This window comes from Agromyces humatus, from assembly GCF_021228295.1.
GTDB lineage: Bacteria > Actinomycetota > Actinomycetes > Actinomycetales > Microbacteriaceae > Agromyces > Agromyces humatus.
This window is the reverse complement of the sequence record NZ_JAJQPD010000003.1, coordinates 273544-294150: the sequence shown is the minus strand read 5'-3', so window position 1 is coordinate 294150 and position 20607 is coordinate 273544. Positions and strand designations below refer to the sequence as shown.

Sequence of the window (20607 nt, the reverse complement as noted above, 5' to 3'; positions counted from 1 at the left end):
GCGAGCACCGCGCCGAAAGTTATCCACAGCTGTGGATGAGTCGCACAGGCCTGCGTCCCCCGAAATGACCACAATTACAGCCGTGTAACTCTCCCCAACTGTGGAAACGCCTGTGGATAACTCCTCACCTGTGGAGGGAGGTCATCAGAACACGGGGAACACGAAGAATCGCAGGCCGAGGATCAGCAGCACCGCCACCACGCCGGCGAGCAGCCACACCTGCAGGGCCTGACGCGAGCGCTGGCGGGTCTCGACGAAGATGAACCCCACGAGCGCGCCGACGACGAGGCCACCGAGGTGAGCCTGCCACGCGATGTTGAACCCCGGGACGAACCCGATGACGAGGTTGATGCCGAGCAGCACGAACAGCTGCGTGGTCTGCCCACCGAGTCGCCGCTGGACCACGAGGAATGCGCCCATGAGGCCGAAGATGGCCCCGGATGCCCCGACGACGCCGACGCGCGGATCGGAGAGCCAGAGCACCCCGACTGAACCGCCAAGCCCCGAGATCAGGTAGAGCGCGAGGAAGCGCCAGCGGCCGAGGAGACCCTCGAGCAGCTGCCCGAAGATCCACAACGTGTACATGTTGAGCAGCACGTGGAAGATCAGGCCGGTGGAGTGCACGAACACCGAGGTGAGCATGCGCCACGGCTCGAGGTTGCCCGGGATCGAGTACACGCCGGCGTAGAGCAGTCGATCGGTGAGCGCGAGTCCGGGCACGAGTTGCAGCAGGAACACGGCCAGTGTGATGCCGATGAGGGTATACGTCACGACCGGGGCACCGCGCCCGGCGGCCGCGCGAGCGCGTGTGAGCACCGCGGGCTTCGTTCGGGGCGCCGAGGCACGCTGTTCGCGCATGCACTCGGGGCAGATGACGCCGACAGGCGCCGGTGTCTGGCATTCACCGCAGATGGTTCGACCGCAGCGCTGACAGAGCACGAAGCTCGGCCGGTCGGGGTGCCGGTAGCAGTAGCCGGTGCGATCGGGCGCTGCGTCGCTCACCTCGTGATCAGACCTGTTCGACGGTGATGCTCTCGATCACGACGTCTTCGAGCGGGCGATCGCGGCCGTCGGTGGCGACCGAGGCGAGCTTGTCGACCACACCCTGGCTGTCGGCGTCGGTCACCTTGCCGAAGATGCTGTGCTTGCCCTGCAGCCACGTGGTGGGGCCGACGGTGATGAAGAACTGGGAGCCGTTGGTGCCGCGCCCGCCCTGGGTGCCGGCGTTCGCCATGGCGAGCACGTAGGGCTCGGTGAAGTCGAGGTCGGAGTTGATCTCGTCGTCGAACTGGTAGCCCGGGCCGCCGACGCCCTGGCCGAGCGGGTCGCCGCCCTGGATCATGAATCCGGGGATGATGCGGTGGAAGACGACGCCGTCGTAGAGAGGCTTGGTGGACTTCTCGCCGGTGGCGGGGTGCGTCCACTCGATCTCACCGGTGGCGAGGCCCACGAAGTTCTTGACGGTCTTCGGGGCGTGGTCGCCGTAGAGGTCGACCTTGATGGGGCCGTGGTTGGTGTTCAGCGTCGCGACTGCGGTGGGAATCGGCATGCTGACATTCTGTCACGGTGACCCGGGCGTGGATTCGCGAATCGGAATGAAGGATTGCGACTCCCACCCCGCTTCCAGCCAGTTCGGTGGCAAGATGGAGGAGTTCGCTGCACAACGATGGAGGTCGAGATGAGCCTGTCACGCAAGCGCCGGAAGGAACTCAAGCGGCTGCGCAGCAGCGCTGAAGAACTCTGGGGAAACCAGCAGCACGTGCTCGAGCACGCGAATTCCGTCGCTCGTGAGGCCAGTCGTCAACTCGGTCACCTCACACGCGAAGAGGTCGTACCGCGGGTGCGCACCGGGTACGAGAGCTATGTGCGCCCCGGCGTCGACCAGGCGAAGGACTACGCCCGCGTCGCGGGCGACACCGTCGAGCGCAGCCTCGGCAACGCGCTGGGTTCGGTGCTCGCCATCGGCGACATCGCCAACGACGCACGCGTACGTCGCGCCGTGCAGCGGGTTTCGCCGCGCGCGGCCGCCGTGGTCGACAAGAAGAAGGGCCGCGGCGTCGGCACCTACCTCGCCATCGGCGCGGGCATCGTCGCCGCAGTCGGTATCGCCTACGCGGTCTGGCAGACGTTCCGCGCCGACGACGAGCTGTGGGTCGCCGACGATGAGCCCGACGTCGGAACGACGTCCGGCGCCTGACGCACTGATCTTCCGAGTGGCCCCGCCTGTTCAGGCGGGGTCACTCGTCGTTGCGCGCGGGGTGCGCTGGGCCTCCGACAGCGATGCGCAGACCCGTCGTCTCAGTGCTGGCACTGAATCTCGGACGCATCTGAGAATTCCCCTTGCGTTCGGAGTGAAACCCCCGCTAGTGTCTCTACCGGTGCAAACGCGCCAGAACCCAGAGAGGAGTTGATCCCGATGATGACCCACATCTACACGCCCGCATTCACTGCGGCCCGCTCGGAGATCCTCCTCCGCACGGAGATCCTCCTCCACCAGTCGGCCAGCTAACTCGCCGCTTCGGCGGCCGGGGTAGAACTCTGCCCTCGTCGCCGGCCGCCCTCGTGGTGTGATCCGCGGCTCCGGCCTGCGACATCCGTCGACGTTCTCGTCGCAGATGCGCGTATGGCGATCGGATGTCCCGCCCACACCCCCGGCCCACGGCTCGGCCGTGACTCCCGGTGCCCGCTGCGGCTGCCCTCTGGTTCGCAGCACACCCTTCCCGCACACCTGTGCATCCCTCGACGACGCCTCGCCGGCAGCCCGCCGATCGTGGCGCACCCCGCACCATCCGGTGCGGGCCGCACCATCCGGTGCATCCCCGTGAAGAAACGAAGGAATCGAAGTGAACGCCAGTTCTCTCTCCCTCGGTCGCTCCCAATCCGGATCGGCCATCGCCGCCCGCGCTCACTCGCGCGGCCTGAACGAACGAATCGCCCTGCGCATCGGTCTCGCGTTCATCGCGTACAGCCGTCACCAGAGCGAACGCCTCAGCCACGAGGCGGTGCTACTGCGTCGTCAGAACGCGCAGCTCGCACACCGGGTGCTCGACGGCAACTTCCAGCACAACGCGCTGATCGCGCCGACGCTGCGGTGACCCGAATGGACACCACCCGCACCGAACTCCCGATGGACGGCGCCGTCGCCCACGCGACGGCGTCGCCCCGGGAGTTCGGCAGCCGCGCGGCCTCGTCGCGAGTGGTTCGGCCGCATCCGGTCGAAACGCCCGCGTCGGGGCCGCGCGGCTGCCTGCATGCCGCGACCGGGGTCGCTACGGCGCCGTCGGCCGGCCGTCGGCCGGCTCAGCCGCGTTCAGCCGAAGCGCGATGTCGAGCAGGCTGACCCGCTTGAGCCGCGAGACCTCGTCGAGCGAAAACCAGCGCGCCTCGTCGCTCGAGCCGTCGATCTCGCTGTGCAGTGCTCCGCCGACCACGCTCGCGCGGTAGATGACACGCATCGCGTAGAGCGGTGACGTCGCGCGGTGCCGCTTGGCTGCGGGAATCACCATCGTATCGATGCCGAGCAGGCGATCGACGGATGCCTCGTACCCGGTCTCTTCGCGGATCTCGCGGCGAGCCGCATCGAGCGGATGCTCCGAGCCTTCGACGCCACCCCCCGGCAACGTCCAGCCCGAGCGCCCGTGCTCGTTCCAGTGCGACAGCAGGATCTCCGCGTCGCGGATGATCACGCCATACGCAGCGATGCGGATGTCCATCACGTCACTGTAGCGGGCGCGTCTGGAACTCCACTCGCGTCACTGGCTGTAGGTGTCGGCTTGGATGCGATCGTATTCGGCCTGGCTGATCGTGCCGTCGCGCAGCAGTCCCTGGGCCTTCGCGATCTCGTCGTTGGGGTTGTACGCAGACACCCCACCGCGATCATCGATGTACTCGTTGGCGATGCTGCGGCGCTCGCGCTGGCGGGCCGCCATCTGCGAGCCGCGCGCGATCACGTAGGCGAGTCCGGCCAGGAACGGCACGAGCACGATGAAGATCAGCCAGAGGGCCTTCGCCCACCCGCCGAGTTCCGTGTCGCGGAAGAGGTCGGCGATGATCGTGAAGATCACCACGAGGTAGGCGATGAAGACGAACACTCCGAAGAGCCCGCTGAAGATGTCCCAGAAGCCGTATTCGGTGAGCATCGCTGCGTCCTTCCGCCGGATCGCGCAGGCGATACCCGCGCCGATGAGGCCAACACTAGCGGAACCGGATATCCCGACGGCAGACCGGGTTCCGGACTCCTGCCACCCCCGCGCCGCTACGCTAACCGGTCGCGGTCGACCGGTTCTCGCGCACGGCGTCGATGACCGTGTCGATGGGCACGATCGGCGTCGATCCGCTCGAGGTCGGGATAGTCGGCGATCTGCTCGGTGCTGCGTGCGTTCGCGACGTTCCAGATCTCCCACTGCTGCGGCGTCATGTCGGCTCGCAGTTCGGGCGAGAGACTGTCGACCAGCACCAGTCCGGCGACCTGTTCGGGGTGGGTGCTGTCCCACAGGTCTCCGGCGGCATCGAGTCCCGCGACGAGCACGACGGTCGGTGAGCCGGAAGCCCGGCACTCGACGTACATGCTGCGGCCGTCGGGGAGGTCGACGGTGCCGGCGAGGTCACCTGACCGGTTCGCTCCCGCCGTCGAATCGCTCGATGGTGGCGGGGCGACCCGCGCGGAGTCTCCCGCACCGGTCCCGCTGCAGGATGTCACGGCCATGGAGAGGAGGAGCGCAACGACGACGACACCCGACCGTAGATCGAATACGTGTCGCTCATTGCGCCGCTCCCACAGCGGAGTCGTCAGCGCGAACGGTGTCGACGATGCCACGGATCTCGTCGGTGACGAGTGCCGGGTTGTACAGGTAGATGTCGTGTCCGCTCATCGTCTGCGTGATGTTCTCGGCACCGAGCTCGGCCGCGAGAAGCTCCAACGAGGCCAACCAGTCGTCGAAGGTGACCGTCTCGACTCGGGCGATCTCGGCCGGCAGCAGGTCGGTTCGCCACGGCTTGTCGGCAGACAGCACGACGGCGGGCAGCTCGGGCAGGGGTGAGGCCGCGTTGATCTGCTCGAACGCGTCGATGAGCTTCACCCCCTCGCGTACCTGGGGTGAGGTGGTCGCGTTGGACGCATCCCAGTTGCCGAGCCGGTCGGCGCTGGTCACGTCTGCCATGAGGGGGGTGACGGTGTCGACCATGACGAGTCCACCGACGTCGTCGGGATACTGGCGGGCGTACAGTGCCGCGATGAGACCCCCGTAGGAGTGCGAGACCACGACGTACGGACCGGGCTCCTCGAGCGAGGTCATCAGCGCGTGCAGGTCGTCGACATCGAGGTCGACGGTATGGGGCTGCGCTCTCGGGGTGGTCACGTCGTCCCCATCGATACGGACATCGGGCCGGTCATAGGTGCACACCCGGGTGAATCGGGCGACCGATGGAAAGACGGCGTCGTCGCTGGGTTCGAGCGTGCCGAGTCCCCAGGGGAGACCGTCCAGCGGGGCATCGTGGGCGGGATCGTCGGGTGCAAGGACGTCCTGCCAATCTCGGGCACCGTTCCCCTTGCCCGCGATGAGGATCACCGTCGGATGTCCCTGCCCCGCGCATTTCGCGTAGATGCCGCGGCCGTCGCCGACATCGATCACCCCGTCGACGTCGAGCTGGCGTGCGGGGTCGGGACTCGGTTGAACGGCCCCGTCGTCGTTCGTCGGAGCGGTGCACCCGGCCAACGCGAGGACGGCTGCGCACAGTGCGATGGCACTCGACCTGCGGGCCAAGCGACCTCCTCGGGATCGAACCGGCACCGCGGAACGCCCCCGTGAGGGCGCACACGCGGGGGTGATTCTACTCCTCGCCCACGTCGCACCGCAGCCACGCGGGGAGATGGAGCAGAGCGCACGACCCTGAGGAATTCTGTGTGGAGCCTAGGAGATTCGAACTCCTGACATCCTGCTTGCAAAGCAGGCGCTCTACCAACTGAGCTAAGGCCCCGGAGCAGATGCCGTGGCACCTGCGGTATGGAGTTGTTCGGTGGGGATACGAGGACTTGAACCTCGGACCTCTTCGTTATCAGCGAAGCGCTCTAACCGCCTGAGCTATATCCCCGAATTTCGGCCAGAGGAAAGACTACCCGACACCGCAGGAATCTTGAAATCCAGCCGATACGGCGTCAGTTGTTGGTGAAGCCGACGAGGATTCCGCCGGTGATCTTGACGCTCAGGTTGTAGAGCACGGCGAGGATCGCGCCGAGCGCGGTCGTCACGACGAGGTTGAGCAGCGCGGCCACGACCGCGAAGCCCATGACGTTGCCGAGTGAGAGCACCGACGACAGGTCGCCGCCCGTGCCGGCGACGTCTTGCACGAGCTCGTTGAGCTTGTTGAAGATGTCGGTGGAGTTCAGCACCGTCCAGATCAGGAAGGTTGCGACGATGCTCACGACGGCAAGGCACACCGCGATCAGGAACGACAGCTTCACGGCCGACCAGAAATCGATGTACACGAGCCGCAGGCGTACCTGCTTCGCGGGCGCGCGCTTGCTCGACTTTCGGGCCAGCTTCTCGGCGACGCTACTCATTGTCGGTTACTCCTTCACTCGCGGGCTCGGCCGCTTCGGACTCTGCGGCCTCCTCCTCCACGAGATTCCGTTCGGAATTCTTCGCGATGGCGATGATGCGATCGTCGTCCGCGAACTTCGCGAACACGACGCCCATCGTGTCCCTGCCCTTGGCGGGAACCTCGGCGACGTCAGAGCGTACCACCTTGCCGCTGGCAAGAACCACAAGCACCTCATCGTCGGTGCCGACGATGAGCGCGCCCGCCAGGTCGCCCCGATCGTCGCTCAGTTTCGCGACCTTGATGCCCAGGCCGCCTCGGTTCTGCAGCCGGTACTGGTCGACGGCGGTGCGCTTGGCGTAGCCGCCCTCGGTGACGACGAACACGAATCCGGCGTCTGGGGCGTCGTCTGCGACATCCGTCTCGTCGGCTGCTTCGAGGCCGGGCGACGACGCGCGAACGACGGATGCCTCGAGCAGGGCGTCTCCGTCACGGAAGCCCATGCCCTTCACCCCTGACGTCGAGCGGCCCATGGGGCGCAGTGCCTCGTCGGTGGCCTCGAAGCGCAGCGACATGCCCTTCTTCGAGACGAGCAGGATCTCGTCGCCGTCGTCGACGAGCATGGCCGAGACGAGTTCGTCGCCGTCGCGCAGCTTGATGGCGATGACCCCTCGCGAGCGGTTGGTGTCGTACTCGTCGAGGGCGGTCTTCTTGACGAGGCCGTCGCGGGTCGCGAGCACGAGGTACTTCGCGACCTCGTAGTCGCGGATGTCGAGGATCTCGGCGATCTCTTCATCGGGCTGCATCTCGAGCAGGTTCGCGACGTGCTGGCCCTTGGCGTCGCGACCTGCCTCTTGTATCTCGTAGGCCTTCGCACGGTACACACGGCCCATGTTCGTGAAGAACAACAGCCAGTGATGCGTCGTGGTGACGAAGAAGTGGTCGACCACGTCGTCGGCGCGCAGTTGCGCGCCCTTCACGCCCTTGCCGCCGCGATGCTGCGAGCGGTAGTTGTCGCTGCGGGTGCGCTTGACGTAACCGCCGCGAGTGACGGTGACCACCATCTCCTCCTCGGGGATGAGGTCTTCGACCGACATGTCGCCATCGAAGCCCGGGAGGATGTGCGTGCGGCGCTCGTCGCCGTACTTGGCGACGATCTCTGCGAGTTCGCCGGAGATGATCGTGCGCTGGCGCTCGGGACGGGCGAGGATGTCGCGGAAGTCGGTGATCTCGGATTCGAGCGCGTCGGCCTCATCGACGATCTTCTGGCGCTCGAGCGCGGCGAGGCGGCGCAGCTGCATGGCGAGGATCGCATCCGCCTGCAGGTCGTCGATGTCGAGGAGTCGCTTGAGTCCGTCGCGCGCGTCGTCGACCGTGGCCGAGGCCCGGATCAGGGCGATGACCTCGTCGAGCGCGTCGAGCGCCTTGAGGTAGCCGCGCAGGATGTGCATGCGCTCTTCGGCCTTGCGCAGGCGGTACTGCGTGCGCCGCACGATGACCTCGACCTGGTGGTCGACCCAGTGCGCGATGAATCCGTCGATCGACAGGGTGCGGGGCACGCCGTCGACGATCGCGAGCATGTTCGCGCCGAAGTTCTCTTGCAGTTGGGTGTGCTTGTAGAGGTTGTTGAGCACGACCTTGGCCACCGCGTCGCGCTTGAGCACGATGACGAGGCGCTGGCCGGTGCGGCCGGAGGTCTCGTCGCGGATGTCGGCGATGCCGCCGATGCGCCCGTCTTTCACGAGGTCGGCGATCTTTACGGCCAGGTTGTCGGGGTTCACCTGATAGGGCAGCTCGGTGACGACGAGGCAGGTGCGACCCTGCAGTTCTTCGACCGAGACGACGGCGCGCATGGTGATCGAGCCGCGGCCGGTGCGGTACGCGTCGTTGATGCCCTTGACGCCGAGGATCTGCGCCCCGGTCGGGAAGTCGGGGCCCTTGATGCGCTGCATGAGCGCCTCTTGCAGCTCTTCGCGCGTGGCCTCGGGGTGCTCGAGGTACCACTGGGCACCGGAGGCGACCTCACGCAGGTTGTGCGGCGGGATGTTCGTCGCCATGCCGACGGCGATGCCGACCGAGCCGTTGACGAGCAGGTTGGGGAATCGCGCCGGCAGGATCGACGGCTCCTGCGTGCGGCCGTCGTAGTTGTCCTGGAAGTCGACGGTCTCCTCGTCGATGTCGCGCACCATCTCGAGCGCGAGGGGCGCCATCTTCGTCTCGGTGTACCGCGGCGCCGCGGCGCCGTCGTTGCCGGGCGAGCCGAAGTTGCCCTGGCCGAGCGCGAGCGGGTAGCGCATGCTCCACGGCTGCACGAGGCGCACCAGCGCGTCGTAGATCGCCGTGTCGCCGTGCGGGTGGAACTGCCCCATCACGTCGCCGACCACGCGGGCGCACTTCGAGAACGCCTTGTCGGGCCGGTACCCGCCGTCGTACATCGCGTAGATCACGCGCCGGTGCACGGGCTTCAGCCCGTCGCGCACCTCGGGCAGGGCGCGGCCGACGATCACGCTCATGGCGTAGTCGAGGTACGACCGCTGCATCTCGAGCTGCAGGTCGACCTGGTCGATCTTGCCGTGGATGCCGGGACCCTCGTCGTCTGCGGCGCCGGGGTTGATCACATCAGATGTCAAGGAAACGCACGTCCTTCGCGTTCTTCTGGATGAAGTTGCGGCGGCTCTCGACGTCTTCGCCCATCAGGGTCGAGAAGATCTCGTCGGCGGCGGCCGCGTCGTCCATGGTGACCTGCAGCAGCGTGCGGGTCTCGGGGTTCATCGTGGTCTCCCACAGCTCTTGGTGGTTCATCTCGCCGAGGCCCTTGTAACGCTGCACGCCGTTGTCCTTCGGGATCCGCTTGCCGGCTGCGATGCCGGCCGTGAGCAGCGCGTCGCGCTCGCGGTCGGAGTAGACGTACTCGTGGTCGGCGTTGGTCCACTTGAGTCGGTAGAGCGGCGGCTGCGCGAGGTAGACGTAGCCGAGCTCGATGAGCGGCCGCATGTAGCGGAACAGCAGGGTGAGCAGCAGGGTCGTGATGTGCTGGCCGTCGACATCAGCGTCGGCCATGAGCACGATCTTGTGGTACCTGGCCTTGTCTGGGTTGAAGTCCTCGCCGATGCCCGCGCCGAACGCCGTGATCATCGCCTGCACCTCGGCGTTCGCGAGCGCGCGGTCGAGGCGTGCCTTCTCGACGTTCAGGATCTTTCCGCGGAGCGGCAGGATGGCCTGAGTCTCGGGGTTGCGGCCCTGCACGGCGGAACCGCCGGCCGAATCACCCTCCACGATGAAGATCTCGGAGATGGACGGGTCTTTCGACGAGCAGTCCTTGAGCTTGCCCGGCATGCCGCCCGACTCGAGCAGGCCCTTGCGACGGGTCGCCTCACGCGCCTTGCGGGCCGCGATGCGGGCGGTGGCGGCCTGGATCGCCTTGCGGATGATGTCGCGGGCCTGAGTGGGGTTGCGCTCGAACCAGTCTCCGAGCTGGTCGCCCGTGACCTTCTGCACGAACGACTTCGCCTCGGTGTTGCCGAGCTTGGTCTTCGTCTGGCCCTCGAACTGCGGCTCGGAGAGCTTGACCGAGATCACCGCGGTGAGGCCTTCACGTACGTCATCGCCAGAGAGGTTGTCGTCCTTCTCCTTGAGGATCCCCTTCTCGCGGGCGTACCGGTTGACGAGGGTCGTGAGCGCCGCGCGGAAGCCCTCTTCGTGCGTGCCGCCCTCGTGCGTGTTGATGGTGTTCGCATAGGTGTGGACCGACTCGGTGTACGCCGTCGTCCACTGCATCGCGACCTCGAGCGCGATCTTGCGGTCGGTGTCTTCGGTCTCGAACGAGATGATCTCGTCGTTCACGACGTCGGACTTCTTCGAGCGATTGAGGTATTCGACGTAGTCGACGAGTCCGCGCTCGTAGAGGAAGGTGTCGGAGCGCTGGCCGGGGGCGGCGTCGTCGGCTTCGCTCGCTGCCGTGTCGTCGGGATCGATCTCGACGTGGCCGCTGCGCTCATCGGTGAGCGTGATGCGCAGACCCTTGTTGAGGAAGGCCATCTGCTGGAATCGGCTGCGCAGCGTCTCGTAGTCGAACTCGACGGTCTCGAAGATGTCGGGGCTCGGCCAGAACGTGATGGTCGTGCCGGTCTCGTCGGTCGCCTCGTCTTTCGAGAGGGGCGCATCGGGCACGCCGACCGTGAACGACTGCCGCCACACGTGGCCCTGGCGGCGGACTTCGGCGTCGAGCCGGGACGAGAGCGCGTTGACCACGGATGACCCGACGCCGTGAAGCCCGCCCGAGACGGCGTAGCCGCCACCGCCGAACTTGCCACCGGCGTGAAGCACCGTGAGCACGACCTCGACCGTGGAGCGGCCCTCGGTCTTGTGGACGTCGACCGGGATGCCGCGGCCGTCGTCGATGACGCGCACTCCCCCGTCGGCCAAGATGGTCACGTCGATGTTCGCGGCGTGGCCGGCGAGCGCCTCGTCGACCGAGTTGTCGACGATCTCGGAGACGAGATGGTGCAGGCCCCGCGGACCGGTGGAGCCGATGTACATACCCGGCCGCTTGCGAACCGCTTCGAGGCCCTCGAGAACCTGGATGTCATCAGCACCGTATGCCGGCGTCTGCTGGGCCTTCGTGGGTTCGGCTGTCATGTGTGAATCGGGCTCCTGACCGTCATTCTGGCGACCCTTAACCCTATCAAACAGAGCCTTCGCGGAAGGCCGGAAGCGCCGATCTCAGGCGATGAACCGGGCGTGATGACCGTTTTGGCCTTGTCAGCCGTAAGTATCGCGCGGACCGCGCCCTGGAACCGATCTGGGACCCCTTTTCCAGGTGGGGGCATCGGGCCCTTGGAAGCGGATCGTCTCGACGGCCGCTCCGGGGAACCTCGAACCGATCTCGGTGACGAGCTGGGCCCGCATGAGCCGGAGCTGCGTCGCCCACGCCGTGGACTCGCAGCGAACCTGCAGCACGCCGCCCTCGATCGCGATCGCCTCGGAGTGCCGAGCGGTCTCTTCACCGACGATCTCGGCCCATGACGCGAGCACCTCGTGCTGCGACAGCGGGCCCGTCCACCCGAGCTGTGAACTCAGGCCGTCGAGCGTTGCGCCGAGCGCCTTCGGGTCACGACCCGACGTGAACGGCTGGCTCCCCGGCGTCTCGCGGGTGCGTACCCTGCCCGAGCGGCCCGCCCGGCCGCGTGGTTCGCCGCCGAAGATCTCCCGGAAGTGCTGGTAGACGCGAGCGGCCTCGGAGTTCATCGGATCAGGCATCGGCGCCCTCCTCGACGATACGGCCGGCGTCGATGCGCACGATGCGCGCCGTCAGCGGCTCGGGAACGTCTTCGAGCACCGCGGCGGTGACGAGCACCTGCTCGAATCCGCCGATGGCTTCAGCCAGTCGCTGCCGGCGCAGACGGTCGAGTTCGGCGAACACGTCGTCGAGCACGAGCACCGGGTCGCCCGTCGTCGAATCGCGGCGCAGCAGCTCGGCCGACGCGAGTCGCAGGGCGAGCGCGAACGACCACGACTCACCGTGACTCGCGTACCCCTTGGCCGGAAGGTCGTTGAGCAGCAGCAGCAGGTCGTCGCGGTGCGGGCCGGCGAGGGTCACCCCGCGCTCGAGCTCTTTCGGGCGAAGCGCGCGAAGGGTGGCCGCGAAGCGCTCGCCGGTCGTGGTGACTTCTGCGGGTTGAGGAGGCGACGAAGGAGCCGTCTCGAAACCCGAAGCGTCGGCCTCGATGTCTGCGCCATCGATCGAGAGCACCGGCAGAAGGCCCGGCGAGTGGTCGGCGTCGACGATCGCGCGATACGCGTCGGCGAGCGGCCCGGCGAGCTCGGCGACGAGCGCGAGGCGCTGGTCGATGATCTCGGAGCCGAGTGCCACGAGCCGCTCGTCCCAGATGTCGAGCGTGGGCAACCGGTCGGCGGCGAGCCCACGGGTACGCGCGCTCTTGAGCAGCGAGTTGCGCTGCTTCAGCACGCGCTCGTAGTCGGCCGTGACTCCCGCGAGTCGCGGGGTGCGCTGCACCAGCAACTCGTCGAGCAGTCGCCGCCGCACGCCGGGCTCACCGCGAACGATCGCGAGGTCTTCGGGTGCGAACAGCACGCTGTGCGCATAGCGCGGCAGCTCTCGCGTCTTCACCGGCGATCGATTGAGCTGCGCCCGATTCGCACCCTGGCGATTCAACTGGAGTTCGACGAGCAGTTCGCGGTCGCCATGCGCGAGCAGGGCGCGCACGATCGCCGCATCCGCGCCGGCTCGGATGAGCGCCTGGTCCCCGGAAACGCGATGCGACCCGAGCGTGGACAGGTAGCCGATGGCCTCGACGAGATTCGTCTTGCCCTGCCCGTTTCGACCGACGAACACCGTGGCGCCCGGCTCGAGCGCGAGTTCGGCACGCCGGTAGTTGCGGTAGTCGGTCAGCGAGAGTCGAGCGACATGCACGCTGGACTCCCTTCGACGACGGAGCATCCGGATGCCCCGTGGCCGACCGGATTGCGAATCAATACGCTACCGCCCACGACCGACATCGGCCTGGGCGCGTGGTCAGCGCAGCAGCAGGTTCGGCTGCAGCAGGTACCGGTAGCTGTCGGCGCCGGCCTGCTCACGCGAGGACTGGCTCGTGATGAGCACCGGCCCCGGCTTGTTGGGGTTCTCGGTCTTGGTGAACGAGATGCGGACGAACTCGGAGTGCACCGCGCCGAGCCCGTCGAGCAGGAACTGCGGCTTGAGCGAGACCACCGTGTCGTCGCCGGTGAGGATCGCGTCGATCGACTCGGACGCCTGAGCCTGCTCGGAACCGATCGCCTCGAGGGTGAGGCCGTCGGCGGTGAAGCTGTAGCGCAGGGCGGCCTCGCGCTCGAGCACGAGGGCGACGCGTCGGGTGGCCTCGATGAGGTCGGCCGTGTTCATGACCGCGTAGTTGTCGACGGTCTCGGGGAAGAGTCGGCGCACGGGTGGGAAGTTGCCCTTGATGAGGAGTGACGTCACCGTCTTCTTGTCGGCGCTGAACGCGATGAGCTCGCGGTCGTCGCGACTCGTGATGGCGACCGAGATCGTGCCCGAGTGACCGAAGGTCTTGCCGACCTCTTGCAGCGTGCGCGCCGGCACCAGGGCGGTGACCGCCTCGGATTCGCCCGCGACCGTGCCGCCGTCCCAGTCGATCTCACGCACGGCGACCCGGTAGCGGTCGGTCGCGACGAGGCCGAGGCTGTTCTCGCGCACCTCGAGCTGCACGCCCGTGATCACGGGCGTGACATCGTCTCGGGAGGCGGCGACGGCGACCTGCGCGACCGCGGCCGAGAACTCCTCTGCCGGCACGACGCCGGACTGCTCGCCGATCTCGGGGATCGACGGATACTCCTCGACCGGCATCGACAGCAGGGTGAAGCTCGCCGAGCCGCAACTCACCGAGATGCGGCTCTCTTCGGTGGCGACTCGGACCGGCGCGTTGGGCAGGCGGCCGGCGATCTCGGCGAGCAGCCTGCCTGAGACGAGCACCGTGCCCGGCTCTTCGACATCGGCCTGGATCTCGGTCTGCGACGACACCTCGTAGTCGAAGGAGGAGAGCACGAGGCCGTCGGCGTTCGCCTGGATCAGCACACCCGAGAGGATCGGCAGCGTCGTGCGCTGCGGGAGCAGCTTGACGGCGAAGGAAACGGCCTCACTGAAGACGTCGCGATTGACCTGGAACTTCACGGTTCTCCTGTCGTGGATGTCGCAATAGTGGCTCCCATGCTAGCCGCAGAGCCGTTCCCGGTGCCGGGCGATTCACCCGAGCCGTGGACGCGGGTTCCGCGTTCGGACGTCGAGGTTGTGGGAAGTCCGCTCTAACCCTCTATCTCTTAACAGTGTTAACCGCTGTGGAAACTGTGGATGACGAAGCGCCGGCCACGGAATGACACCGATTTCGGGCCATCCGATCTGTGCACAGTGTGTGGATTGACGACCGGATGTCCCGTGCCCCGCGCGATCGCCGCACGGTGTTCTACACAGGGGAGGCGACGAACTGAACAGGCGTGACGCGGTTGCTCGTTAACTATCCACAGGTTCTCCACAACTGTGGGATTCGCGACGCGGCAGGTCCGCAGGGACCCTGCAGACCCTGTTTCGTCAGTTCGGCGGGTTGAGGAGGGAGCGAAGCGAGCGTCTCGAAACCGTTGCGCAGGGGTCGGATTTCGAGACGCTCCTTCGTCGCTCCTCAACCCGCTCGACGTTCGTCTCGTTCAGCGGTAGCGACTCGTCTGCTTGATGCGTGCGGTGAGCTCGGTGACCTGGTTGTAGATCGACCGGCGCTCCTTCATGAGCTCCGAGATCTTCTTGTTCGCATACATCACCGTGGTGTGGTCGCGGTTGCCGAACAGCTGGCCGATCTTCGGCAGCGACAGGTTCGTGAGCTCGCGGCAGAGGTACATCGCGATCTGGCGAGCGGTCGCCACCGCCTGCGAGCGGCTCGAGCCGTAGAGATCGTCGACGGTGAGCTTGAAGTACTCGGCCGTGGCGGTGATGATGTCGACCGGCGCCACGACATTGTCGGAGTCATCGGTGATCAGGTCCTTGAGTACCGTCTGCACGAGCGGCATGTCGACCGGCGTGCGGTTGAGGCTCGCGAAGGCCGTCACCCGGATGAGCGTGCCCTCGAGCTCGCGGATGTTGCTCGATACCTTCGACGCCATGTACTCGAGGATCTCGTCGGGCACCTGGAGGCGCTCGGACTGCGCCTTCTTGCGGAGGATCGCGATGCGCGTCTCGAGGTCGGGTGCCTGCACATCGGTGATGAGGCCCCACTCGAACCGGCTGCGCATGCGGTCTTCGAAGCCCGTGAGGTGCTTCGGCGGCACGTCGCTCGTGATCACGACCTGCTTGTTGTGGTCGTGCAGCGTGTTGAACGTGTGGAAGAACGCCTCCTGCGTCTCGGCCTTTCCCTGCAGGAACTGGATGTCGTCGATCAGCAGGATGTCGATATTGCGGTAACGCTGCTGGAAGAGCGAGCCCCGGTTGTTGGCGATCGAGTTGATGAAGTCGTTGGTGAATTCCTCGGACGACACGTATCTCACCCGGATGCCCGGATACAGGCTCATCGCATAGTGCCCGATCGCGTGCAGGAGGTGCGTCTTGCCGAGGCCCGAGTCGCCGTAGATGAAGAGCGGGTTGTATGCCTTGGCCGGTGCCTCGGCCACCGCGACCGCCGCCGCGTGCGCGAAACGGTTCGACTGGCCGATGACGAAGCTGTCGAATGCGTACTTCGGATTGAGCCGCGTGTCGCGGGCCGAGACCGGGTTGGTGTTCTCGAAGACCGACTGCGGTGATGCCGGGAGTTCCACCGGGTCGCTCAGGTCGTCGACGAACACCGCCTGCGGCTCGCGCGCACGAAGCTCCTCGAGTTCGGGGTTCACGACGACATAGAACGAGGTCACGGGCGCCGGGGCGTCGACCTCGCTCATCGCAGAGAGCAGCGAGACCCGCATGCGCTGGTTGAGCATGCTCGCCGTGAAGTCGTTGGGCACCTCGAGATAGAACGTGCCCGCCGCGATGCCCTTCGGCTCCACCAGGTTCAGGAATCCCTGGAGCATCGGCGTGATCGCGTCATCGTCTGACAGTCGATCGAGGATCGTCGCCCATGTGTCGGAAATGGGCTGCTCTGTCATCGTTCCCCGCAATCGGTCTGGGTGCCTTGGTACGCCGCCCGATCGATCCCCCGATCGACGAAGCAAAGCGGCGCGAGGCGCGTGTTCACACGTTATCCACGTCCTGTGGGCAGTTTCGGGAAGTCGCCCGAGATTCCGCGCGCAAGGCTGGGGATAACTGGTGTCAAACGCTATCCAAAACAGGCCCTGTGGACAAATGCCGATTGGAGGATTCGATCGGCCGCGCGTGTCGCTCCACAGGCATCATCGAGGTTGGGGGGATACTGTGGGGTTCGATCTGCGCCTCACACGCGGCTCCTCGGTTTGACCCTGAGCCACGGAGGCCGTAGTTTTAATCAGTTGACCCCAGCCCTTTCGGGCACCCAGTTTTCCCGCCATCGCGCTGCACCACCTGTCGCAGCTGCTTCCCGGCGAGGAGATCCAACAGCCGGAGAAGAAGAATGAGCAAGCGTACGTTCCAGCCGAACAACCGTCGTCGTGCCAAGAAGCACGGCTTCCGCCTTCGCATGCGCACCCGCGCCGGTCGTGCCATCCTCTCGGCACGCCGCTCCAAGGGCCGCACCGAACTCTCCGCGTAGTCTTTCGGTGCTCGCCAAAGCCAATCGCATCACGAGCGCCGACGACTATCGGGTCATCGTGCGCAGAGGTGCGAAGGTCGCGGGTACCCACACCGTGAGCTACCTGCGCGCACGGGAGTCGGGCACCGACGCACGCTTCGGCTTCATCGTCTCGAAGAAGGTCGGGGGCGCCGTGCGCCGCAATCTCGTCCGTCGTCGGCTGAAGGCCGCGTGCTCCGAGGCGCTCTGCGACGACGTGGCGGGCGTCGACATCGTGGTGCGTGCCCTCCCCTCGGCGGCCGCGGCCGATTGGGCCGCCCTGCGGTCCGAGGTGTTCGCCGCAGTGGCGAATCGTCGCGCCCGGGAGCGCGCTTCTGCGAGCTCCCTCGCTGCTCCCGCGAAAGGCGAGTGACGATGCGCACCGCTGCCCTGTTCGTGCTCCTCATCCCCCGAAACCTCGGGGTGCTGTTGATCCGCGCGTACCGCGCCGTCATCTCGCCGCTTTACGGGGATGTCTGCAGGTACCACCCCTCGTGCTCCGCCTATGGGCTCGGCTCCATTCAGCAACGAGGGCTCGTCATCGGTTCACTGCTCACCGCCTGGCGCATCGTTCGGTGCAACCCCTGGTCGGCCGGCGGCATCGACGACGTCCGCGCCGCTCAGCACGGCCGCTACCGCGTCACCCCCTTCGGCTGGGTCGTACCGGCCGGCGGCGTTTCCATGACGGATGTCCCTGCCGGCGCACCGATCTCTCACCTTCACGGTGACGGCCACCCGCACGAACATCTCGCGCACGGGGCATCCGATCACCTGAACGTCGCACCGGTCGCGCTTCGGCGCGATGCGGTCTTCGCCACCTCCAACGCCGCAGTGTCCCGAAAGGACTGATCCAGCTCCATGGACATCATCAGCATCATCCTCTGGCCCATCAAATGGGTCATCGAGCTGATCCTCGTCGCGTTCCACTCCCTGTGGACGTTCGTCGGACTCGACCCGAACGCGGGCGCCACCTGGGTGCTGTCGATCGTCGGCCTCGTCATCGTCGTGCGAGCCGCGCTGATTCCGATCTTCGTGCGCCAGATCAAGAGCCAGCGGCGCATGCTCGAGGTCGCACCGCAGCTGAAGAAGATCCAAGACAAGTACAAGGGCAAGAAGGACCAGTTCTCGCGTGAGGCGATGTCGCGCGAGACCATGGAGCTCTACAAGAAGACGGGCACCAACCCGCTCTCGTCGTGCCTGCCGCTGCTGCTGCAGATGCCGATCTTCTTCGGCCTCTTCTCGGTGCTCAACGACGCGTCGATCCATGCCGAACGCGGCGGTGTCGGCGTGCTGACCCCGACACTGGCGGAGTCGTTCTCGAACGCCGAGTTCCTCGGAGCACCGCTGAGCGACACCTTCATCAACGCGTGGAACAACAATTTCCAGCCGTGGCAGGTCATGGTGGTCGCCTCGGTCATGATCGTGCTGATGACCGCCTCGCAGTTCATCACGCAGCTGCAGATCGTCTCGAAGAACATGTCGCCCGAGACCAAGGCGAGCCCGATGTTCCGACAGCAGCGCATCCTCTTGTACCTGCTCCCCCTCGTGTTCGCGTTCTCGGGTGTCGCCTTCCCCATCGGCGTGATGTTCTACTGGCTCGTCTCGAACTTCTGGACCATGGGTCAGCAGTTCGTCGTCATCCGCAACATGCCGACTCCCGGCAGCGAGGCCGCCAAGGCCCGCGAGGCGCGCCTCGCGAAGAAGGGCAAGCTCGTCGTCGACGATGCGTCAGGTGACGTGATCGTCGTGGAGGAGCCCAAGAAGACTCAGCGCCAGCAGCCGATCAGCAAGTCGCGCGCGAAGAAGCAGGGGAAGTAGACATGACTGACGTTCAACACGACGCCGAGCACCGATCGACCGCACAACTCGAAGAAGAAGGCGACATCGCCGCCGACTACATCGAGGAACTCCTCGACATCACCGACCTCGACGGCGACATCGATATCGATGCGCGCAACGGCCGGGCGTACATCTCGGTGAACGCAGGCGAGGGCGCCAACCTGAACATGCTCTCGAAGCCCGATACCGTCAGCGCGCTGCAGGAGCTCACCCGACTGGCGGTGCAGACGAAGACCGGCGTGTTCTCGCGGCTGATCCTCGACATCGGCGGCTCGCGCGACGCGCGCCGCGATGAGTTGGCCATGCTCGTTTCCCGGGCCATCGAGCGAATCGAGGGCGGTGCTGCTTCTGCCGCACTCCCGCCGATGTCGTCCTACGAGCGCAAGCTCGTGCACGACCTCGTCGCCGAGCGCGGCTTCCACTCGGAGTCGAACGGCGAGGGTGCCGACCGGCACACGGTCATCACCCGCGTCGGCTGACGTTTCACGTGAAACGATGATCGACGGACTCGAGCCCGAGCCGGACGCCGCTGCCGAACTCTTCGGCGACCACCTCGAAGCGGGCCGGGCGTTCACCACCTCACTTGCGCGCCACGGCGAGGAGCTGGGCCTGATCGGTCCCCTCGAACTCCCCCGCCTGTGGACCCGGCATGTGCTCAACAGTGCGCTCGTGGCACCGCTCATGCGGCCTGGGCGCGTCGGTGACGTCGGGTCGGGCGCCGGCCTGCCCGGTCTCGTGCTGGCGATCACTCGCCCCGACGTGTCGTTCACGCTCATCGAGCCGATGGAACGCCGCGTTGCTTGGCTCGAGCGGCAGGTGAACGAGCTCGAGCTGGCGAACGTCACCGTCGTGCGGGCTCGCGCCGAGGAATCGAAGCTGTTCGATTCGCTCGACCAGGTGACCGCTCGAGCCGTCAGTGCCTTGCGCACCTTGATCCCCGTGACCGCTCCCCTGCTCAGGGCCGGCGGTGAACTGGTGCTCATGAAGGGTGCCGGTGTCGACGGCGAGATCGGCGCGGCTGAAAAGGCGATTCGCAAGTACAAGCTGCGTGACGTTGAGGTGCTTGTCCTCGGCGAGGGTGTCGTGCCGGCGAACGAGGTCACGCGGGTGTTCCGGGCGACTGTCGGCTGAACTGGCGCTGCCTGGGCCGCAAGAGCAGGCTCTGAGTGGTTCGAGGCGTGCTCGTGCTCGTGCTCGTGGCTTGCTTGTGGCTTGGTCGTGTCGTGTCGCGTCGTGCTCGCGTGGTGCTCGTTCTCGCGACTTCCCGCGTTGATGCGTGTGAGGAACGGTGTGACGCGATCGAGGCTCGTCCCTCCCGTCTCGCTTTCACCACGTTTCACGTGAAACATTGTGGCCCCGGGGTCGCTGGGCTCGGAGATTCCGAGCGTCTCGGTGCCGCAGTTCCTCGGTGGGGGTCGACGTCACGTCAGGTGCACCTTGTGGAGGTGGGGTCTCCAGATTGGTCTCAGTCCAACCTCAGCCTCGAGTTGCAGCGGTGCAAGGGATGACCTCGCCGCCGACGTGCGCGAGCCCGACAGCCCGTGATGTCCGTAAGAGACCGCGAGGGGCGGTGGCGACGCGACCGTGCAGTCGGGCGTGCAGCCATACGTCAGTCGTGGGCGCGTGTCTCCCTGCACATGGCGAGCGGCTCGACCGAAGGCGGCGGCGAGCAACCCGATCGAGGGCGGGCCGCCACCGGATCCGACCCGACTCGCGCCACCCACTTCCGCCAGGTCTCCGAGCACACGGATCCCGAATGCAGCCCGTTGGCGCGGCCGGCAATCTGGCCGTCGTGCACTTCGTGCGGGTTCGGCAACGCCAGGTCGTCGAACTGCGCTTCGCCGCAGCCGCGTCGAACCGCGCTGGTGCCTGTCGCGACCAAATGGGTACCACCCCGGCCATCGACGCGGACCGGTCGGTCGTCGCGACGCGTACCCCCGAATTCACTCGCGCAAGCCGCATCCGTCAAGGGAGTCCATTCGCGGCTGACACGAAGCTC

Annotated in this window: 21 protein-coding genes and 2 tRNA genes; 8 read left to right on the top strand and 15 right to left on the bottom strand. The window is 66.5% G+C overall.

Translation table 11 applies throughout. From position 1 onward, the window contains the following. Nucleotides 1-144 precede the first annotated feature (144 nt). Entirely contained in the window at nt 145-1002 is an 858-nt protein-coding gene (locus LSF15_RS06620; RefSeq protein WP_232497734.1) for a rhomboid family intramembrane serine protease, read from the bottom strand. A 7-nt stretch (nt 1003-1009) separates the two neighbouring features. Beyond that, on the bottom strand, nt 1010-1549 hold the full coding sequence (locus tag LSF15_RS06615; protein ID WP_232497733.1) for a peptidylprolyl isomerase: 540 nt from the start codon (nt 1547-1549) through the stop codon (nt 1010-1012). Between the two features lie 129 nt (nt 1550-1678). Between LSF15_RS06615 and LSF15_RS06610 the strand changes: the two genes are divergently transcribed. Together LSF15_RS06610 and LSF15_RS06605 are read left to right on the top strand one after the other, a co-directional pair. Next, on the top strand, nt 1679-2197 hold the full coding sequence (locus tag LSF15_RS06610) for a hypothetical protein (RefSeq protein WP_232497732.1): 519 nt from the start codon (nt 1679-1681) through the stop codon (nt 2195-2197). A gap of 646 nt (nt 2198-2843) precedes the next feature. Further along, nucleotides 2844-3095: a hypothetical protein gene (locus LSF15_RS06605; protein WP_232497731.1), complete on the top strand. Its 252-nt coding sequence runs from the start codon at nt 2844-2846 to the stop codon at nt 3093-3095. 174 nt (nt 3096-3269) lie between these two features. Here LSF15_RS06605 and LSF15_RS06600 read toward each other — a convergent pair whose 3' ends face one another. The 13 genes from LSF15_RS06600 to dnaA all read right to left on the bottom strand — a co-directional run bounded on the left by LSF15_RS06600 (nt 3270) and on the right by dnaA (nt 16098). Next, nucleotides 3270-3713, bottom strand: a complete 444-nt coding sequence (locus LSF15_RS06600; RefSeq protein ID WP_232497730.1) for an NUDIX hydrolase — start codon at nt 3711-3713, stop codon at nt 3270-3272. 39 nt (nt 3714-3752) lie between these two features. Next, nucleotides 3753-4139: a hypothetical protein gene (locus tag LSF15_RS06595; protein WP_232497729.1), complete on the bottom strand. Its 387-nt coding sequence runs from the start codon at nt 4137-4139 to the stop codon at nt 3753-3755. Between the two features lie 116 nt (nt 4140-4255). Further along, a complete protein-coding gene (locus LSF15_RS06590; protein ID WP_232497728.1) occupies nt 4256-4705 on the bottom strand; it encodes a hypothetical protein in 450 nt (149 codons plus the stop codon). Nucleotides 4706-4760: 55 nt separating this feature from the next. Beyond that, nucleotides 4761-5762, bottom strand: a complete 1002-nt coding sequence (locus LSF15_RS06585; protein WP_232497727.1) for an alpha/beta fold hydrolase — start codon at nt 5760-5762, stop codon at nt 4761-4763. 141 nt (nt 5763-5903) lie between these two features. Beyond that, nucleotides 5904-5976, bottom strand: a tRNA-Ala gene (locus tag LSF15_RS06580). Between the two features lie 40 nt (nt 5977-6016). Further along, nucleotides 6017-6090, bottom strand: a tRNA-Ile gene (locus LSF15_RS06575). A 64-nt stretch (nt 6091-6154) separates the two neighbouring features. Next, nucleotides 6155-6559 (bottom strand): DUF3566 domain-containing protein, encoded by a 405-nt coding sequence (locus LSF15_RS06570; protein WP_232497726.1) that lies wholly within the window; start codon nt 6557-6559, stop codon nt 6155-6157. Next, a complete protein-coding gene (gene gyrA / locus LSF15_RS06565; RefSeq protein ID WP_232497725.1) occupies nt 6552-9167 on the bottom strand; it encodes a DNA gyrase subunit A in 2616 nt (871 codons plus the stop codon). Before gyrA ends, LSF15_RS06570 begins: the two co-directional genes overlap by 8 nt. Next, the gene (gyrB, locus tag LSF15_RS06560) at nt 9157-11175 is read right to left on the bottom strand and encodes a DNA topoisomerase (ATP-hydrolyzing) subunit B (RefSeq protein ID WP_232497724.1); all 2019 of its coding nucleotides are present in this window, start codon (nt 11173-11175) and stop codon (nt 9157-9159) included. The genes gyrA and gyrB overlap by 11 nt, the downstream gene beginning before the upstream one ends. Nucleotides 11176-11298: 123 nt before the next feature. Then, nucleotides 11299-11796, bottom strand: coding sequence for a DciA family protein (locus LSF15_RS06555; RefSeq protein WP_232497723.1), 498 nt, complete (start codon nt 11794-11796; stop codon nt 11299-11301). After that, nucleotides 11789-12970 (bottom strand): DNA replication/repair protein RecF, encoded by a 1182-nt coding sequence (gene recF, locus LSF15_RS06550; RefSeq protein ID WP_232497722.1) that lies wholly within the window; start codon nt 12968-12970, stop codon nt 11789-11791. Before recF ends, LSF15_RS06555 begins: the two co-directional genes overlap by 8 nt. Before the next feature lie 102 nt (nt 12971-13072). Next, nucleotides 13073-14224: a DNA polymerase III subunit beta gene (dnaN, locus tag LSF15_RS06545; protein WP_232497721.1), complete on the bottom strand. Its 1152-nt coding sequence runs from the start codon at nt 14222-14224 to the stop codon at nt 13073-13075. 527 nt (nt 14225-14751) lie between these two features. After that, nucleotides 14752-16098, bottom strand: coding sequence for a chromosomal replication initiator protein DnaA (gene dnaA / locus LSF15_RS06540; RefSeq protein WP_372459944.1), 1347 nt, complete (start codon nt 16096-16098; stop codon nt 14752-14754). A 515-nt stretch (nt 16099-16613) separates the two neighbouring features. On the opposite strand from dnaA, the gene rpmH reads away from it, so the two are divergent. Genes rpmH through rsmG form a run of 6 tightly spaced genes read left to right on the top strand, consistent with a single transcriptional unit; the run spans nt 16614 to nt 19739 of the window. Continuing rightward, nucleotides 16614-16751 carry a 50S ribosomal protein L34 gene (rpmH, locus tag LSF15_RS06535; RefSeq protein ID WP_055854070.1) on the top strand — a complete coding sequence of 46 codons (138 nt, stop codon included), beginning with the start codon at nt 16614-16616 and terminating at the stop codon, nt 16749-16751. A 7-nt stretch (nt 16752-16758) separates the two neighbouring features. Then, a complete protein-coding gene (rnpA, locus tag LSF15_RS06530; protein WP_232497719.1) occupies nt 16759-17142 on the top strand; it encodes a ribonuclease P protein component in 384 nt (127 codons plus the stop codon). A 2-nt stretch (nt 17143-17144) separates the two neighbouring features. Further along, entirely contained in the window at nt 17145-17618 is a 474-nt protein-coding gene (yidD, locus tag LSF15_RS19015) for a membrane protein insertion efficiency factor YidD (RefSeq protein ID WP_308188437.1), read from the top strand. A 9-nt stretch (nt 17619-17627) separates the two neighbouring features. Further along, complete coding sequence (gene yidC, locus LSF15_RS06520) at nt 17628-18587, top strand: membrane protein insertase YidC (RefSeq protein WP_232497718.1); 960 nt, start codon at nt 17628-17630, stop codon at nt 18585-18587. A gap of 2 nt (nt 18588-18589) precedes the next feature. Next, the gene (locus tag LSF15_RS06515) at nt 18590-19087 is read left to right on the top strand and encodes a Jag family protein (RefSeq protein WP_232497717.1); all 498 of its coding nucleotides are present in this window, start codon (nt 18590-18592) and stop codon (nt 19085-19087) included. A gap of 16 nt (nt 19088-19103) precedes the next feature. Further along, nucleotides 19104-19739: a 16S rRNA (guanine(527)-N(7))-methyltransferase RsmG gene (gene rsmG, locus LSF15_RS06510; protein ID WP_232497716.1), complete on the top strand. Its 636-nt coding sequence runs from the start codon at nt 19104-19106 to the stop codon at nt 19737-19739. Nucleotides 19740-20607: the final 868 nt, after the last annotated feature.

Excerpts from the sequence above, each read along its gene's own strand:
- LSF15_RS06615 (WP_232497733.1), bottom strand. The coding sequence starts at position 1,549 with ATGCCGATTCCCACCGCAGTCGCGACGCTGAACACCAACCACGGCCCC.
- LSF15_RS06610 (WP_232497732.1), top strand. The coding sequence starts at position 1,679 with ATGAGCCTGTCACGCAAGCGCCGGAAGGAACTCAAGCGGCTGCGCAGC.
- LSF15_RS06600 (WP_232497730.1), bottom strand. The coding sequence starts at position 3,713 with ATGGACATCCGCATCGCTGCGTATGGCGTGATCATCCGCGACGCGGAG.
- LSF15_RS06595 (WP_232497729.1), bottom strand. The coding sequence starts at position 4,139 with ATGCTCACCGAATACGGCTTCTGGGACATCTTCAGCGGGCTCTTCGGA.
- LSF15_RS06590 (WP_232497728.1), bottom strand. The coding sequence starts at position 4,705 with ATGGCCGTGACATCCTGCAGCGGGACCGGTGCGGGAGACTCCGCGCGG.
- LSF15_RS06570 (WP_232497726.1), bottom strand. The coding sequence starts at position 6,559 with ATGAGTAGCGTCGCCGAGAAGCTGGCCCGAAAGTCGAGCAAGCGCGCG.
- gyrB (WP_232497724.1), bottom strand. The coding sequence starts at position 11,175 with ATGACAGCCGAACCCACGAAGGCCCAGCAGACGCCGGCATACGGTGCT.
- LSF15_RS06555 (WP_232497723.1), bottom strand. The coding sequence starts at position 11,796 with ATGCCTGATCCGATGAACTCCGAGGCCGCTCGCGTCTACCAGCACTTC.
- dnaA (WP_372459944.1), bottom strand. The coding sequence starts at position 16,098 with ATGCTCCAGGGATTCCTGAACCTGGTGGAGCCGAAGGGCATCGCGGCG.
- rpmH (WP_055854070.1), top strand. The coding sequence starts at position 16,614 with ATGAGCAAGCGTACGTTCCAGCCGAACAACCGTCGTCGTGCCAAGAAG.
- yidD (WP_308188437.1), top strand. The coding sequence starts at position 17,145 with ATGCGCACCGCTGCCCTGTTCGTGCTCCTCATCCCCCGAAACCTCGGG.
- yidC (WP_232497718.1), top strand. The coding sequence starts at position 17,628 with ATGGACATCATCAGCATCATCCTCTGGCCCATCAAATGGGTCATCGAG.
- LSF15_RS06515 (WP_232497717.1), top strand. The coding sequence starts at position 18,590 with ATGACTGACGTTCAACACGACGCCGAGCACCGATCGACCGCACAACTC.
- rsmG (WP_232497716.1), top strand. The coding sequence starts at position 19,104 with ATGATCGACGGACTCGAGCCCGAGCCGGACGCCGCTGCCGAACTCTTC.